Source organism: Coleofasciculus chthonoplastes PCC 7420, from assembly GCF_000155555.1.
In the GTDB taxonomy this organism is placed as follows: domain Bacteria; phylum Cyanobacteriota; class Cyanobacteriia; order Cyanobacteriales; family Coleofasciculaceae; genus Coleofasciculus; species Coleofasciculus chthonoplastes_A.
This window is the reverse complement of sequence record NZ_DS989846.1, coordinates 158,321-175,683: the sequence shown is the minus strand read 5'-3', so window position 1 is coordinate 175,683 and position 17,363 is coordinate 158,321. Positions and strand designations below refer to the sequence as shown.

General features: G+C 43.0%; 15 protein-coding genes. 14 read left to right on the top strand and 1 reads right to left on the bottom strand.

The window, feature by feature from the left end; all coding sequences use genetic code 11:
* The first annotated feature begins 53 nt into the window (after positions 1-53).
* Positions 54-1,016 carry a stage II sporulation protein M gene (locus MC7420_RS09860; RefSeq protein ID WP_006100072.1) on the top strand — a complete coding sequence of 321 codons (963 nt, stop codon included), beginning with the start codon at positions 54-56 and terminating at the stop codon, positions 1,014-1,016.
* A 36-nt stretch (positions 1,017-1,052) separates the two neighbouring features.
* Here MC7420_RS09860 and MC7420_RS09855 read toward each other — a convergent pair whose 3' ends face one another.
* Positions 1,053-4,583 carry a WD40 domain-containing protein gene (locus MC7420_RS09855; RefSeq protein ID WP_006100352.1) on the bottom strand — a complete coding sequence of 1,177 codons (3,531 nt, stop codon included), beginning with the start codon at positions 4,581-4,583 and terminating at the stop codon, positions 1,053-1,055.
* A gap of 422 nt (positions 4,584-5,005) precedes the next feature.
* Between MC7420_RS09855 and MC7420_RS09850 the strand changes: the two genes are divergently transcribed.
* The 13 genes from MC7420_RS09850 to MC7420_RS09790 all read left to right on the top strand — a co-directional run bounded on the left by MC7420_RS09850 (position 5,006) and on the right by MC7420_RS09790 (position 17,298).
* On the top strand, positions 5,006-6,520 hold the full coding sequence (locus tag MC7420_RS09850) for a hypothetical protein (protein ID WP_006100363.1): 1,515 nt from the start codon (positions 5,006-5,008) through the stop codon (positions 6,518-6,520).
* A gap of 61 nt (positions 6,521-6,581) precedes the next feature.
* A complete protein-coding gene (locus tag MC7420_RS09845) occupies positions 6,582-7,907 on the top strand; it encodes a S8 family peptidase (protein ID WP_006100070.1) in 1,326 nt (441 codons plus the stop codon).
* A 113-nt stretch (positions 7,908-8,020) separates the two neighbouring features.
* Positions 8,021-8,260 (top strand): hypothetical protein, encoded by a 240-nt coding sequence (locus MC7420_RS09840; RefSeq protein ID WP_006100276.1) that lies wholly within the window; start codon positions 8,021-8,023, stop codon positions 8,258-8,260.
* 99 nt (positions 8,261-8,359) lie between these two features.
* Positions 8,360-9,490 carry a hypothetical protein gene (locus MC7420_RS09835; protein WP_006100080.1) on the top strand — a complete coding sequence of 377 codons (1,131 nt, stop codon included), beginning with the start codon at positions 8,360-8,362 and terminating at the stop codon, positions 9,488-9,490.
* A 12-nt stretch (positions 9,491-9,502) separates the two neighbouring features.
* On the top strand, positions 9,503-9,790 hold the full coding sequence (locus MC7420_RS09830) for a DUF4123 domain-containing protein (RefSeq protein ID WP_006100329.1): 288 nt from the start codon (positions 9,503-9,505) through the stop codon (positions 9,788-9,790).
* Between the two features lie 92 nt (positions 9,791-9,882).
* The gene (locus MC7420_RS09825; protein WP_006100214.1) at positions 9,883-10,974 is read left to right on the top strand and encodes a hypothetical protein; all 1,092 of its coding nucleotides are present in this window, start codon (positions 9,883-9,885) and stop codon (positions 10,972-10,974) included.
* A gap of 35 nt (positions 10,975-11,009) precedes the next feature.
* The gene (locus tag MC7420_RS09820) at positions 11,010-11,342 is read left to right on the top strand and encodes a hypothetical protein (RefSeq protein WP_044206221.1); all 333 of its coding nucleotides are present in this window, start codon (positions 11,010-11,012) and stop codon (positions 11,340-11,342) included.
* Positions 11,343-11,344: 2 nt separating this feature from the next.
* Positions 11,345-12,157, top strand: coding sequence for a hypothetical protein (locus tag MC7420_RS09815; protein WP_157453110.1), 813 nt, complete (start codon positions 11,345-11,347; stop codon positions 12,155-12,157).
* Between the two features lie 40 nt (positions 12,158-12,197).
* A complete protein-coding gene (locus MC7420_RS09810; protein WP_006100081.1) occupies positions 12,198-12,737 on the top strand; it encodes a DUF4123 domain-containing protein in 540 nt (179 codons plus the stop codon).
* Positions 12,738-12,787: 50 nt separating this feature from the next.
* Positions 12,788-13,150 carry a hypothetical protein gene (locus MC7420_RS09805; protein ID WP_157453109.1) on the top strand — a complete coding sequence of 121 codons (363 nt, stop codon included), beginning with the start codon at positions 12,788-12,790 and terminating at the stop codon, positions 13,148-13,150.
* Positions 13,151-13,164: 14 nt separating this feature from the next.
* Positions 13,165-14,460 (top strand): hypothetical protein, encoded by a 1,296-nt coding sequence (locus MC7420_RS09800; protein ID WP_006100330.1) that lies wholly within the window; start codon positions 13,165-13,167, stop codon positions 14,458-14,460.
* Between the two features lie 250 nt (positions 14,461-14,710).
* Positions 14,711-15,076, top strand: coding sequence for a hypothetical protein (locus MC7420_RS09795; protein ID WP_006100351.1), 366 nt, complete (start codon positions 14,711-14,713; stop codon positions 15,074-15,076).
* A gap of 2 nt (positions 15,077-15,078) precedes the next feature.
* The gene (locus MC7420_RS09790) at positions 15,079-17,298 is read left to right on the top strand and encodes a protein-arginine deiminase family (protein ID WP_006100099.1); all 2,220 of its coding nucleotides are present in this window, start codon (positions 15,079-15,081) and stop codon (positions 17,296-17,298) included.
* The last annotated feature ends 65 nt before the right edge of the window (positions 17,299-17,363 follow it).

The following is a 17,363-nucleotide window of genomic DNA, read 5'->3' as shown; positions in this document are numbered from 1 at the left end:
CTGAATTTAAAGCTATCTTAAGCTAAGTTAGGCAGAATCTTCAGTGAAATTTCATGAATATTCAACGTTGGATTGCGCGGCGAGAACCCAATTGGAAGCGGTTGGATACTCTGTTGCGGCAAGTGGAAAAAAAAGGGTTAAAGTCATTACAGGCGGGGGAAATTAGGGAACTGGCGAGTTTATATCGTTCGGTATCGGCAGATTTAGCCCGGGCGAGAACCAACCCGGTGGGAACTCTCCTGGTGCAAGATTTACAACGGTTGACCTCTCGCGGCTATAACCAAATTTATCAAGGTTCTCGACGTCAGGAATGGCAAGCGGTGTGGCAGTTTTGTCGCTGGGGGTTTCCAGAGGTAGTGCAGCGCACCTGGGGTTACACTGCCATAGCTACAGCAATTTTTTTGGGGGCGGCGCTAGTGGCGTGGTGGTTGGCTTGGACTGATCCGGTGTTTATGTCGCTGGTGGTTCCGGATCACTTGATCGAGAAGGTGCGCGATCGCGGAGAATTATGGATGGGTTCGATTGTGGGTATTGAACCCTTAGCCTCTAGCAATATTATGATTAACAATATTCGCGTCTCCTTTGGCGCGGTTGCAGGTGGCATTACGGCGGGCGCTTATACGATCTTCTTGATGGCATTCAACGGATTGCATATTGGTGCTGTCGCCACCTTAGTCGGTCAAAATAATTTAGCATATCCCTTTTGGGCGTTTGTATTCCCCCATGGTTCCCTGGAACTTCCTGCCATTTTCCTCGCTGGGGGTGCAGGCTTGTTAATCGGTCGAGGAATTCTGTTTCCTGGACAATATCGTCGGGTGGATGCGATTAAAGTGTATGGGTCTCAAGCCGCCCAGTTAGTCTTTGGCATTGTACCCATGCTGATTATTGCTGGGATTATTGAAGGCTTTTTCTCGCCGAGTCCTCTGGTTCCTGATTTGATTAAATATGTGGCTGGCGTGGGACTATTTACCCTGTTTGTCCTTTACGTTACTCGTCCCTTAAGCCCTAATCTGTAAACTTCTACCCTCTGCCTTATATCGCACTACACACAGTTATAATTTCCTTGCCCCTAGCCGCTGGAGTGTGGCTTTCTGGGCATCGGTTAAACCTGTAATCTGAGTAATATTCATTCCTTGATAAGGGGGTTGAGATTTGAGGGTTTTCTGACACTCTCCTGTATTCACATCCCAAATCTTAATCGTTTCATCAGAACTGCCACTCGCTAGGGTTTGACTATTGGCACTCCAGGCGACGAACCCAACCCAATTGCTGTGTCCCAGTAAGGTGTTCAGACATTCATCGGTGTGGGTGTCCCATAGCTTGACAGTTTGGTCATGAGACCCTGTAGCTAGGAGGCGTCCATCGGGATTCCACGCCACTGAGGAGATGGAATTAGTGTGTCCAGACAAGGTTTTGAGGCATTCACCCGTATGGGTATCCCATACCTTAATCGTTTGGTCGGAACTACCAGATGCCAAGGTGCGTCCGTCGGGATTCCAGGTGACTGACCAGATGATATGGTGATGCCCAGACAAGGTTTTCAGGCATTCACCCGTATGAATATCCCATACCTTAATCGTTTGGTCGGAACTACAAGATGCCAAGGTGCGCCCATCAGGACTCCAGGCGACTGACCAGATGATATTACTATGCCCCCGTAAAGTTTTCAGGCATTCACCGGTGTCCGTATCCCATAGTTTTATCGTTTGGTCATAACTCCCCGACGCCAAGATGCGTCCATCGGGACTCCACGCCACAGATGAGACGACACTGGAATGCCCCACCAAGGTTTTCAGGCATTCACCCCTGTCCGCGTCCCACAGCTTGATGGTTTGGTCGGCGCTACCGGACGCCAGAATCGGTTGATTGGGACTCCATACCACTGACCAAACCCAATTACTGTGTCCCTGGAGGGTTTTCAGACATTCACCTGTCGTCGTATCCCAGAGTTTCACGGTTTTATCGTTACTGCTACTGGCAAGGATTTGCCCATCCTGACTCCAGGCGACGGATAAGGCTGAATCCAGATATCCTTGCCAGGTGTTCCAGCATTGACCCGTGCGGGTATCCCAGAGTTTCACCGTTTGGTCAGCGCTACCGGAGGCGAGGGTCTGTTTATCGGGACTCCAGGCGACGGACCAAATCCAATTCCTTTGTCCCTGGAGCGTTTTCAGACATTTCCCGGTGTGAGTATCCCACAGTTTCACGGTTTGGTCATGAGACCCGGAGGCGAGTAGACACCCATCGGGATGCCATGCGATTGACCAAATCCAATCCCGGTGTCCCTGGAGGGTGTTCCGACATTCACCGTTGCGGGTATCCCAGAGTTTGATGGTTTGGTCGGAACTGCTAGAGGCGAGGGTATATCCATCGGGATTCCAGGCGACGGACCAAATCCAATCCTGGTGTCCCTGGAGGGTGTTCTGACAGGTACCGCTGCGGGTATCCCAGAGTTTGATGGTTTGGTCAGCGCTACCGGAAGCGAGATGTCCCTGGGGACTCCAGGCGACTGAACAGACGATATGAGTATGTCCCTGCAACGTGTTCAGGCATTCACCGGTGTGGATATCCCAGAGTTTCACGGTTTGGTCATTACTGCTAGAGGCGAGAATTTGTCCATCGGGATGCCATGCGACGGATAAGACCCAATCCTGGTGTCCCTGGAGCGTTTTTAGACATTTCCCGGTGCGAGTATCCCAGAGTTTAATGGTTTTGTCACTACTGCTAGTGGCGAGGGTGCGTCCATCGGGACTCCATGCCACTGACCAGACTAGATTAGTATGTCCCTGAAGCGTTAACCAGGGTTGACCATCGCTGACGCGCCACAGACGCACGTCTGGAGTATTATCGCCTGTGGCTAACTGTTGACCATCGGGACTGAACGCGGCTGAGACAACACCGCCGAGGGTTTGGGCAAAAACGGATTTATCCAGATGGCAATAGCTGAAGTTGACGCCCGGTAAGGGGGTGGTTTGCAGGTCAGCATGGCGAAGGGTTAAATGAGAAAGGTCATAGTTGGTTAAGTCTAGGGGCAGATTGACGCAGAGGTTCAGTAGGTTCCCCCCACCATACCCCGATAAGCCCAGGGTTGACCGTCGCAGGACTTCTAGGATGTCCTGGATGTGCTGGTGTTGGGCTAAGGTTGACCGGAAGCGGGTCTGGAATGGGTTGGCGATGGGGTGGAGGATGAGTCGGATTTGACTGTCTCGGATATCGTCTTTAACCGTGGTTTTGATGAGGGCGTGGGTGAGAAACAGAGACAGGGTTTTGGTCAGGAGTTCTTGGCTGATGCGATCGATGAAGCGTTCTGTAATATACTCCATAACGACGGGTTGCTGGGTGTAAGTATCAGCTTGTTTCTCGACCAGTGAGCGTCCAGTTAAGGTTTCTAGGGCGTCCCAGAGTTCTGCTTTGGAAACCGGGGGGAGGATATCGGCGGCTAATTCGGTAATTGATGTCCATTCCCGGTTAATCGCCAACCAATACATGATGGTTGTTTCTAAGGGGGAGAGGCGTTCAAATTGTTGGTTGAGGAGGCGACGGATGCCGTTGAAAATTAGGGTATCTTGTTGTAAAAAGTTATCAATTTTGCGCTCAAATAGGTCTTGAATCGAGGTGGCAACGATGTTCAATGCCAGAGGATTGCCGTTATAGTGTTGGATGAGTTGTTGCTTGTCGGTGTCTGTACCTAACAGTCCTTTGGCGGTTAATAATTCCTGGGCTTCTGATTGTAAGCCAGGGAGTCGATAGGTGCGTACTGGTAATTTTACTCCTTCCAGGGCAGCGATTTCTGGGGGCTTTTCGCGGCTGGTGAGGATTAAGCAACTGGTGTGGGCGGTTTGTCCAATGATGCGAAACAGTTCTCCATATCCTTCATAGCCAGTACGATACTCTCCTGGGGAACCGGGCTGTAATAGTGTCTCTAGATTATCCAGGATGATTAAGCAGCGCGAGGTGCGTAAGTATGGCAGGAGTTGTCGGATTTCACCCTGGGTGTCTTGTTGGCAGGAGAGAAATTGGATCAGTTCTTGTAGTAGGGAGGTTAAGGGTGGGGCGTTTCGCAGACTGCGCCAGATGATGCAATCAAATTTAAACTGAACTTGTTGTGCCAGTTTGATGGCTAAAGCGGTTTTGCCGATTCCCCCCATACCTAATACTGTCACAAGACGGCAACGGTCTTGGGTTAGCCATTGTCGCAGGGTGGCAAGTTCGGTGGTGCGTCCGTAGAATTGGGTGACATCCATGGCGTCATCCCAGTCGGCGCGGGGTGGGTTGAGGGGTAGCGGGGGTGGGGTTGTGGGGAAGGGGGGGCTGGGTGAAGTCGCGATTTGCCGCTTGAGTACGGCTTGAACGTTGGTTTTACTGACAGGTTCTCCCCAGGCTTGTCCGAGACGTTTCCAGAGTTTGGGACCGACATCGCGCTTGAGGTAGCTGATGGCATAGCCAGAGGATTCGGCTATCTGTTCATAAGTTTGGTTTTGCAGTGAACCCAGGAGGATGGCGGTCTCGACTTCACTGAGTCCTCTGCCGACTAAGGCACGAATCGTTGCGTTGGCGACTTCTAGGGCTTGATCACTATTCATTTTTTATCACCCATATTCCCACACTTGTGAGCTGATTATACCTGAACTGACCTGAACTTTTTGGGAAACGCCTGTTTTTACAGGATTTCTGATTTTTATCTGAAGTATAGATTTTTTCAATGGGAGGTATGGGCGGGTAAGTTCAGGGGGTTTGGGGGGGTTGACCTGACTTTAGCTGAACTGACTTTTCCCTGGAAGTCCAGAACTTTACTGTAACGACATTTAGGGAAACTTGCATTAATCTAGGCTTTAGCTGTTTATAAACAGACAGAGGAGCAACAATTAGTAATAGGACGAAAAATATACTCACAAAGCACTACTAGTGTTAATGATTTTGAATTTCTATAAAATCGTCGCAACATATTATTGGGCATTTTTATTCATTTAGGTCTTACTATCTTATGGAAAATCAGAAATATTCAATGCCACCAGAAGAAATGGAGGATTCTAATAATGGCACAGATAATGGCACAAATCCAGCCATTAGCTCATCTGATGACGAAAACACTACTAATTCGCCTATCACTCCCTCCACTTTACCCAGCCAAGACTATACTCCATCTGACGAGAGAATAGACACAGACAAAAGACGAATAGATTTAGAGAAAAATCTCACTAAAATTCAACCAAATTCGGGGGTAACTTTTTATTTCAATCATGTCGTCAAAAAATCAGATTCTGATTCTTCCGAAAAAGACTTAGAAGGTACTTTAGAAAAACCCGGAAATTTCTCCATCCGCTATAAAGATAATCCCAACCAGACTGAAGCCCCAGAAGAACAATTTTCCAAGTGGTCTCTATCCAAAAGTGATCAAATTACTACTTTCTATCAGTACCTGTGGCTAGATGACCAGACTTTATTAGTCGGACCTCCCAAAAGTGGATGGCCCAATGGAAAATATATTCACTTTGAATTTGATGAATCCTTACAAGACTATTTAGGCAACAACTTTCTCAATGATGAAGATCAAATTGTAATAGCCTATGTACGTTCCGTAACTGAAATTAAAATTGACTTAGCGGATAAGACTTATTTGCCTTGGGAAAGTGACGACAATATATCAGGCGATCCAAATGATTTTTACGTTCATGTATCTGGTTCAGTTACGGAAAAAGCTGGGTTAGGACATATCAAAAAAATTATACTAAATTTAAAGTCTTATGATGATACATTTACTTATGAGATTTCAGCCGGAAAAAATGGTCACGATCATTTGATAGATAGTGATGATAAGATCAACGTAGGTGGAACGAAATGGACTCCTAATACTAACGATGGTGGAGGAAAATGGGCTATTAATTTACCCCTGAAAGATCCTAAGTATTTAGGGCAAGAAGCGCAAGCTGTTGCTGAGAAACGATATAAATGGCAGATGACGGCTGTAGCCCTTAGTTCAGATGGTGTAGAAACTCATGCACCTAGCCCGAAGATAGTCTATCATGAGATTTATCAGCCTAAGGTAACTCAAGTAATTTGTTACAGGCTGAAAAAAGGAGTAGCTAAACCGAACAAGAGTGATATTTATTATTTTGATGAGAAAAAGAGTAAGCTTATTCAATCGGAATTGAAATTTAATAAAAGTGATCTCGGTAGTTTGAATTCCTTGATTATTTTCCTCAAAGGAGATTTTGCTGACACCACGACATTTCGATATGAAAACAGTTGCCTAAATAATTTTAGCCAAAATTTTGCGGCTGATATTAAGCAATCTGACTATGATGAGCAAGGGAATATTGTTCCTCAGGGTCAGGAAAGAGCCGAGGTACAGCTTCCGGCTTTTACAATTCACAAAAGCGAGACTCCTCACACCTGCATAATTACATTTAGGGCTAAAACAAAAGCGGGTTCATTAGTTATTTTTCATTTACAGTACACTGTACATACAACGGCATTAGAATTACAGGATGTTCGTGCTGTTTCCCTAGATATTGAGTAAAAAATAGAGTGAATCAAGGTAAAGTATTGGATAATTTTAGCTTCTTAAAAAATAGAAATAAATGAACAAAGAAAATCCATTATATAAACAAGAGTCGGGTATATATTGGGGGATGCCAGGGGATGAAATGGTAGAACCAACTGACCTATTGATGCCCTCAGAACAAATGAATTTATCTGAAGATGATCAATCATATAGTTTTGAGCAAAAACAGAAAAATACGGGTAATTTACTAGTCCTATTTGATGAGGATGAAAGTGCAACTGAAGAGGGGATTAAAGCTCTGAATGATTATGGATTTAAAGTGTCTACGGCGACAAACTACTCTCTCGAGTCACATAGCAATGAACATGCTTATATTAGTAAAAAGTTGGGAGTAGCTGTAATCAAAGGTAATGAGCCAGATCTGCGTACTCGTGTTCACTCAATTCAATCTGAAAACCGTAATCTAATTTTAACAATAGAAGATGAACGTTGTGTTTACTCAGATGCTGTAGGAGTTGCACAAAGCGAAATTGAAGTGCAGCTAAGTACATGGGGGTTAAAACAAACCAAAGTCACTGAATCTAAGTACAGTGGTCGTGGGATTCGAGTGGCGATTCTCGATACAGGTTTTGATGTCCGGCATCCTGATTTTACCAATCGGGAGATTATCAAGAAGTCCTTTGTCAGCGACGAGGATGCACATGATAGGCATGGTCATGGTACTCATTGCACAGGTACAGCTTGTGGTTCTCGTAACCCTATTCATGCTTCAGAACGATATGGTATTGCCTACGATGCGGATATTTATATTGGCAAAGTTATGAACGCTAAGGGAGAAGGTACAGATGGATGGACACTGGCAGGTATCAATTGGGCTATCGAGAACGGTTGTCATATTATTTCAATGTCCCTGGGAGCATTCGTTAAGCAAGGGGACGGTTACTCCCAGTGCTTTGAGAAAGTGGCTGAACGGGCGCTGAAACAGGGAACGCTGATTATTGCTGCTGCTGGGAACAATAGCCACCGTGACAAGGGAATTTTTAACGCCGTGAATCATCCAGCCAATTGTCCCTCCATTATGGCAGTAGGTGCTATCAACAGCTATAGAAAAATGGGTTTATTTTCTAATAGAGGCATTAACAAGGAGGGTGGGGAGATTAATATTGTGGGTCCAGGCGTTGGAATCTACTCAAGTTGGCTGCTGCCGACCAAGTATCGTGAACTCAATGGTACGAGCATGGCGACACCCCATGTGGCTGGGATAGCAGCGTTGTTTGCTGAGGCTAACCCGGATGCTAGGGGCAAAGCACTATGGAATTTACTGGTTAACAATACTCAGCATCTGCCCGATCTTAACCAAGCTGATGTCGGTGCTGGATTGGTTCAAGCTCCTTTGACTTGAATATAAGATAATTCTTCACTAATTCGTCGGAAATTTTTACTTTGAGGTAGTAGTCAAGTGTTGTTAGTTGCTTGCTTGGTTGGTGGATGTGTAAGTGGTAGGAAGAATTGGAAATGGCGAATGTAGATTTATTGATCTCAGTCAGCAGCGACTACATCAACCGTATTCCCGATATTGTCGAGAAGCTGCGTTCTATGGGCATGATTAATATCCAGTCAATGGAGGCTATCGGAGTGATCACTGGTTTGTTCGATGAAGAGAAACTTGCAGATATTGCTGCGATTGAGGGAGTGACTCAAGTTGAGCGATCGCAAAAATTGCAAATATCTCCTCCAGAGTCACCCATTCAATAGTCAGGGGTGATACCTCTTGAGGAAGGGCTAATGAGTTAGATTGCTTGCTACTCAGCATTTCGTTTCCACCTCAGTGTGTAATCAAATCAAGGTATTGTGATGCAGCTTACAGATCGAAATGAAACCTCTTTACCGGAAATGCCATCGGTGGACGGAGTGACCAGAGATGGCATTTCCGGTAAAGTCCAACTGTTCCAGAAGCGTGCAGGTCAGTGGAGTTCCTGGCAAAAACTAGGAGGTACCTTGATTTCGTCACCTGCTGTAACGGCTTGGGGCGAAGAGCAAATGGATGTTTTCGCGATTGGTTGGGACAGTCAGCTATACCACAAGCAGTATCGTGACTCAAAGTGGAGTGAGTGGGACAGTCTAGGAGGTCTGTGCATATTTTCACCGGCTGCGGTGTCCCGGGGTGAAAACCAGATCGACGTTTTTGCCATTGGCTTGGATAAACATCTCTATCGCAAGTGGCGGGATGGTTCGTCGAGGTGGAATGACTGGGAAGATTTAGGCGGGATTTGCATTCACGGGGTTGCTGCAACATCTTGGGGAGCAAATCGGATTGACTTGTTTACTGTGGGTACAAATAGCTGTCTGTACCACAGGTCTTTGGAGGGTTCCACTTGGAGTGGTTGGAAACCATTGATGACGAAGGGATATCAGACGCAGTGGCAGACGAACTCGACCTGTATTTATGCACCTGCTGCCGTCTCTGGGGATAAGGGTCGCATCGGCGTTGTCAGTGTGGGGATTCAGAACTTTATCTATTATTCCTGGTGGGATGATTCGTCTGATTTGATTACAGATTGGCAGTATTTAGGAGGTCACTGCTTACATGGGATTGCTGCTGCTTCTGCTTCAAACTACATCAATATTTTCACGATTGGTACAGACAGGGAGGGAACTGATAACCATTTATATCATCTGTCAGGAGATGGATCGAATTGGGGAAGTTGGGAAAGTTTAGGGGGTACTTGTATCTATGCACCAGCAGCAGTGTATCGAGGCAAGAACCGTCTTGATGTTTTTGTGATTGGGACTCGCAATGCCATGTACCAAAAGTCTTGGGTGGCAGATGTAGAGGGAACGACGAGTCCAGGGAATGGTGATAGAGTGGCGGAATTAGACATACCAGCAGTGGCGGAGACGTTGAGGCTAGCGGCGCTATCAGGAGTACCTTTTATAGAAGGGTTGGAGGAAATTGTGGCAGTGCCTAGTGGTTCATCTCGATAGGGAAAATTATCAATGCCGAATATTGATGTTCAAAAAATTATTGAGCAATTGTGGTCATCAATTGGACAATCACAGAACGTTTATGCTCTCTTGGATGCCGCCTGTGATGTATGGATTTATCCAACGTTGAAAGTTCTAGTTCCCAACAGTCGGTATCGCTGTCTCTGTAAAGGGAAATCAACGGAGGATTTAAAAGAGGTTTTGCCGTATTTGGTTCAATTTAAAAAAGAAGAAGACTTCACCTGCAAGTTAATTGAGAGGGGGTGGGCGAAGAGTTTTGTAATTTTCATAGAAGTCTAAGTCATTAAAACTTATTGGCAATTGCCAGCTATTTTTTAATAACAAACCGTGATCGCACACCATAAACCCAACTTACCAACAAGGAGAAAAATATGTCATCAGGAATGGCACAACCCGAAAAAATGGGAAGCAGCCGCAACGAAACCGCTCTTGATAGTTCTGACTCTATAACAAGAGTTATTGAAGATTTGAAGAAGCGTCACACAGAAATTATTGAAAACGTACAAAATCTCAACAGCGAACAACGACGTGCATTAGAGGAGCAACTACATGTATTTCAAGACTTACAAAAGCAACTGGTAAACACACTAGGCTCCAACCTAGGGATATCGAGTCAGGATAATAACCCAGTAACAGTCCAAAATTCAGGGACACAAGGAGCAGCAGAACGAGCTATGAATGTAGCCAGTCGGGTAAAAGATATAGGCTTTGTAGAGTTTACGACTGGACTCATTAACGGCACTTTTGACGCGCTCGTTAGTTCAACCATCAAACAGATAGAGCAGTATTCCCAACTCGTCAAAGAGTTGGCAAAAACTTTTGAGCAGTTTAAGGCAGAGAATGTCGCCGAAGCTGACATCGATACACATCTCGCCAAACGCTATCCAGATGGCACTGGTGGAACTGTTGTACGCGATGACTATGAATTCAAAGACGACGAAGATAATAATGGTAAGAAGGCTAAAGACAAGCTCGAAGAAGTTGTAAACGCTTTGAAGGCAGAAACTAAACTCGATCTTCAAGTTGGAACTGGTAACAAAATCCCAGAAGACGATATTCAAAAAATCCGGGAAAAGCTGAGACGTTCGTTAGCCAAAGACAGATATATGGTTCTGTATGAAATGGTAAAAATGGGATTATCTAGGATTGTAGTCACTGATGGGGAAATCAACACCAAACTCACCTTTAATGTAACTAGCTACGATTCTCAAATAAAGCAGAGAAGCAATTATAACCAAAATTTGAACCGAGTCCACGTTAAAGGTAATGCCGGAGGGCTTTGGTGGAAGGTTGAGGGTGGTCTTGAGAATACTAACCTTAATGTTAATACAGTGAATGAAAGTTCTTCAGAAATTATCACCACAAATACTCAAATGATTGGTGAAGTTAAGCTCCGATTCAAGTCTGATTACTTTCCACTAGCCAAAGAAATTAATTTGCCACCTGATCTTAAAGAAGATTAACCTAGCTCAGAGCAACACTTACAAAAAAAATCGATATGGCTGACCTCACTTTGGGTAGTTTAACCGCCCTAATCTTAAAAGAACTATCCAGCACATTTGAGCAAACAACGAAACGTGCTGACGACTTCAAACGGTATGCTAGTCATGCTGACTTCAACCTTCCCCCAGGACTATTGAGTTGGCATATCAGCGAACTCGAAATCAATCTACCCGTCCATCTACAACTACAACCAGTTCGCCCTCTGTTGGCAACAACAAAGCAGCTAAGAGTCACCTTCCCATCCCCCTTGAGTCCTCCGCCGATTGGTCGCTTAGGAGGCATTCGCATGACCATCCAGCCAGAGCCATTATCGCCTTCTCAAGAATGATTGTGAACAGTGATGAATCTAACTCATCCAGTGATAGCCATCTAAACGAAAACGAAGAATGGGAGCTATCTGATTTGGTCAATGCTATTGCCGTCGAGGTTGAGCTGGCTCAGGATATCCTTTCCCTGAAATCCTACACTCGTGGTATGTCCTTTGCCATTAAGAATCTCAGCCTTGATGTCGAAGTCAAAGTGCGCCGCACCCCTGAGGGCAAACTTTTGTTTCGTAGTGTGGACGCTGACCAAACCAGCGCCACTGTCCTTAAACTAGATTTTGCCCAAGTCATTGAGAGCCAATTGCGCGATGTACGTAAACCTCTCGATGGCATCATATCTGCTGCTAGCGCCAGTAACGGCATATCGGTTGCTAGCTCTAGCAACATTGAGCTAAAGGATTTAGAGGCTATTACCCTCGAACAAATTAAAGCCTTCAATAAGGTTGGACTCCATTCAGTAGATGACCTAGAACGCTATACCCAAACCCTACCAATGATTGCTGAACTAAGCCGCCTCACGGGTATTCCAGAACACCGTATCCGGATGTGGCGACAACTACCCTTTATTACCAAAGTAGAGCCAGAGTCAAAGGTCAAACTACCAGACAGCATAGTTATCCGAGGCGGCAACTTCGGCAAGCAGCAGGGTGAAGTTTGGTTTCAGCAACAAACAGCGGAAAAAATCACAGAAATCTTTGATTGGCAAGAGACAAGCCTAAGGGTAAAAATACCCCCAACCCTAACTGGTACTGGTTTGCTGTATGCGAAGATAGATAATTTGTTTACAAATGTCATTCCATGGAAGAGAGAACCAACCTAAAAAGATGCAACAAAAGTACTAATTAGTAAAAGAATCGCCAATGACAAATATTGATCCTGATAAAATAATTAATTACTTGTGGGGGCAGAAACAATCCCATACAGAAATCTATGCCCTTTTAGATTCTGCTAATGACCCCAAAATTTATGATAAGATTAACCAAATCAACAAGAACGACTATTGTTGCCTTTATCCAGACAAAGTGGCTAAAGTTTTGGCTGAAGTAGCACCCTATCTAGTTAAAGTTAAACTCGATAAACAATCTGACTCATTTATAATTTTTATGCTGACTAATGGGTGGAAAAAAAGTTGGGGCTTATTGCTAGAATCATCTGCGCCGTTAAATAAATTACAGGAGCATTTTCAGGGTTTGCTCAGGGTAAAGGATGAAACAGGTAAATCCTTTTATTTTCGATATTACGATCCGCGTATATTGCGGGTTTATTTACCAACTTGTACTCAAGAAGAGTTAAAAATAGTTTTCGGCTCGTCGGTTATGCGTTATTGGATAGAAAGTGAAAACGGAAATAACATTCTTGAGTTTCCACCTAAGGAAGGTAAATCTTACCTATTTCAATAGCTGCTTAAGAGAATAGCAAAAAAGGCTATAATAATTAGAAAGAGATGCTGATGCTAATACTCCGTAAAGAACAGATAGAGGTGTTTGCTCGTGAACGTCGCCGTCTATTTGAAAAAAAAGTCCTTGCCAAAGTTCGAGAGTTAGCGCCAACTGCCTGTGTACCCTATGAGCCTAGCCGCTTACCAGAACTCATCCACAACAGCATAAACCGTGCAAAGACATTTGGTTTGACGACGGAGTCTCAGATGATGAAATTCATTGCTGTCACGCTGGCACTAAGCGAAAGTTTTGATGAATTACCTCGTTACGCTTGGGCTAAAGAAATTCTTGAGATTCAGCAGTTTAAGGCTGACGAGCGGATAAAACTTCTCTGTGAGGTTGTAAGCCAAGATCTTCCCGAACAAACTAGCTAATCAAGGAGTACCTGATGTTTGCAAATCAATTTTATAATCTGACTCAAAGATCTGAGGGAGCTGACGAGGACATAGATCAAACAGTTATACGTCCCTCTAAAAAACCCAAACTGGAAGAAAAAGATGAATTAAAAGTCACAATTAAAGGTGAACGATACTGTTGCCCTGGAGGGTCGTATTACTATACTGCTTCTGCCAACATTCCAGGAGGTACTTTTACAGCCTGGGGCTGCATACCTAAGGATAGCCAGGCAGTTCAAATGTATAGAACTGAGAAACAATATAAAATTGAATTATTGGCTGTTTCGCAAGTGCCCAAACTTCGCTTATTTGTTAAATACCAACTACCAGAAGGTGAGTCTGCCTTCGGGTCTGCCTTCGGAATAATAGATATTAGTGTGCATGCCCCTGTAAACTACGTAGTCGAGAACTGGGAAATTTTTAAGGGAAAGGTAAAACCAATCATCAGTGAGGAGGGTGTATTCATTGGAACCTATCCGCAGGATGAGAATGCAAATATGCAAGTAGCTAAGCCTTCGGGTAAAAATCGAGACATGGCTCAAAAGGTATTCAATTTGCTGAAGAAGCAATGCTCCGAAGCAACGGGACTTGGGGCGTTATGTATCGGTGCTCAAGTCAAAATTCAAATCCCAAACGACTGCCACGATCGCCAAAACTGTGCTAAACGTCACGAGATTGGTTTTATTCAAATAATAGACGAGGGCAACAAACACCAAACTTATACCAATAGTTTCACACAATTTGAAGTCTACGAGCCACCGCTACCTGCTATCGACCGCTCATCAGAAGACCTTGTATTTTATGATAAACGCCTTGTAATGAGATTTACAGATAATGATAATCAGCAACTCGTTGTACATAGTGACTCGCCGTCTTGGGCAACAGACCTTGGAGCCTATTGGCTGTGGAAATATTCATTTGATTCTAACAATCAAGGTGAGCCCATCGAAGCCACGATAAAAAGTATGAGCTTTTCGCCATCATTCCGTCTGTGGCTGGTTGCTCGCAATAGGGGATTGTACGAAGATGGCAACGACCAAAATAATAATCAACATATGTATGAAAGCCTTAAATTCCTGCGTCAGGTAAATTGGAGTTTTAACTACAAAATAGAAGTGGATCTAAGCAAAACCTGGGACAATGGGCGCGTATATCCTACAAATGATGAACTGATCATGGCAGATCAGTTTCCAGTAGAGAAACCATCAGTTAAGGAACTTTTTGATCCACCTATAGAAGATCGGCGCACACTTAAATTTCTGGAAAACGGTCAACCAGTGGACATCTAACTGATTTTTATGTAGCGCTTCCTATGCTAGTAAGATACAGCTATATCTCCGGTACTAAAAAAAGAGTAGGAAATTTATAGCGGTTTCCGCTGCAATAGGGGACAATATCAATTTCCAACATCTCAGAAATTAGTTTCTTTATTGCTGCTACTGTACTTCATGACATCGGGAATTGCTGTATCTATTTTAAACCTGAACCTAACCATTAACCCAAATCAATTTACAACAGCATAAAATGAAGTAAAAAGCAATGTTAATTATTCGCAAAGAACAACTAGATGTATTCCAAAACAATGCTATTAACAAGTTCTATCAGAAAACCGCAATTCTTTTTAAAAGACTTTATCCTAATCGCACAAATTCTTTGGATGGAGAGGCTCTCATTGATTTCATCAGACGTGGAACAGCCCAGTGCCGAGACTATGGTCTCGAACGTGAGTGCGATATTCAGCAATACATTGGTATCATGTTTATTTTGGGAATCAATTTTAGCAACAAAGTTGAACCAGATTGGGCGAAAGCTATGATGACTAATACATCATATAGCCCAGAAATAAGATTAATCAAGTTTAAGTCATTTGTATTCGATCAAATTAAGAATGGAAAAGAGAGGTAATTATGGGCATACATATTATTTATGTCGATGTGTGGAATAATGACGGATATTCTCAGTGGATGAATTTAAGCGATGCTTCGGCATACAAATTTAAATATGAACCCGAAGATCAACCCTATGAAAACTGGAATGCGAATGATAAACCTCTTATGCAAGATATCCTGCACCACCACGACAGTCTAGGCTGTTCTACAGACACTCTATCCGGGCTACGAAAAGTATATTTATACGGTTTGCTAAGTGATGATTGCCCAGAAAATCCACCAATCTATATTGAAGACCCTTTAGGTAATATTACATTAGGTCAATTAAAACTAACTCCTCTAAATTGGAAAGAAGGTTTAAGTCATCAAATCGACACTATTAATAAATCCCGACAAAATGGAGCCATCATTAAATATGATGCAAGTCTTTACATAACGCTAAAAGTCATAAGCAAAGATCAAGCGTTAAAATATTTTTGGCAGGATGCCCCCAATGATAGTGACGAAGAACTCGTTAAAAACTATAAAAAATTAATTAATGAAACTGCTTTAAATTTTCAAAAATCTTTCACTATTACTAAAAAAATTCCAAAACAGCCAAGAGTAAAAGGAGCGTGGCTGATGCTATCGGACGTTCATCCGTGCAAAAAACTATACAGTCTTTATGTATTTGAACAAAATCATTGCTCAGTTTATGACTTACTTGAAGCTTGTTACACTATTTTTAACTCTACTCAAGCATATAAACTCCACCAAAATGGCTTAGATAAGCTTGAATCATCCAGCCAAAATGTTATTTTAGTTAATCTCGAATCGGAAAACCTAGGGCGGGGGTTTGGAAACAAAGTATTTCTTCAGGATAAGTTTATCAGCGGGGTGCGTTGGGAGAAAGACTCTTGGTATGATAGCCCACTACTTTGCGCTCATAAACGCGATCTAACAGATATCAACTCAGCGATGAAAAGAAAACTGGCAAACTCTGTCTATCAGATTGATGATGAACTCTTTAACTCAAGCGATGATGATGACAATGACCGTAACTATGGCGGCAATTTTACCCTCTGGCCCGATGAAGTTGAAGCAACTCCAAAAATAGACAACTCCTCTCACTCTTATATCTACTCCCCAAAAGTTCCTAAACATCCCAAATCTCCATTTGGGAAAATTATACTTGGCGATTCTAAGCACGGAACTAATAACTGGGGAACTGTTGATAATAATACAAGAGAATTTTTCTTTTCACAGAAGCTACAACCTTGCTTACCTATTGATACTTCTTGGCTGCGCGTCGGACACGTTGATGAAATCCTATCTGTAATCCGAGATAATGACCAAAAATGCCGTCTTGTATACGCTTCTACAGAATTAATGATCGATTTGCTTAATAAGTTAAAACAAGTCAATTCTTACTCTTTGAGCTTTTTCAAAGGGAGCTTTGTTTATCAAGAATATAAAGAAAGACAATTAAGCTATTTCCTGGAAGAATACAAAATAAACTTTAATAGAAAAATTCAAAGAGAAAAACTCTCTCCCACCAAAGAAATCCTTAAAAAATGTCTCAATATTTCATCAGATGAAAAAATTATTCAGATTCCCGTATTTTTTGAAAGTAAGGTTGAGAATGTAGATTATTCTACAAAGTCATTTTCTACTAGGGCGGAAACTATTAATTTAGTCAATATACAAATTATTAACGATCACTTATTGATACCATGCCCATTAGGACCTCGACTATTAGTAAACGATTGCAAAAACATCTTGAGTGATTACTTTGATAATGTAAACATAGAAATTCCAAAAGGATTTTGGCTATGGGTTCCTAAAGGAGTATCATTACAAGCCCTAGCTTTATGCTTCTGTAGTTTAAATAACTCAGAAAAGCAGCAAAAAATTATTGATAAAGTCAAGTCACCAAAAACAAATGACGATAGTTTAAAAAAGATCTGTTCAGAGCTTGTACATAAGCGAAATGAGATGATAACAACTCTTACTCAAGCCTCGGAGAATCAGGAACTGAAATTCAAAGAAGATTATATATTTGAACAGTGGACTCGTGTATGGATTCCTAATGAGCGTGTAGATTTCTTTGAAGAATATCTAAAATTAGCTCTTAAGCCGTTGGGTAAGCCAGTACATTTTGTTAATACGTTACCTTATCATATTGAAGGTGGTGAAATTCATTGCGCTACTAATGCACTACGCCAGTGTCCAACTGAGTGGAATCTATCAAATTATTAGCAACTTGACATTTATAAGGACTACCCTACTTACCAGATTTAATATTAGCAACTAAAAAGTTATAT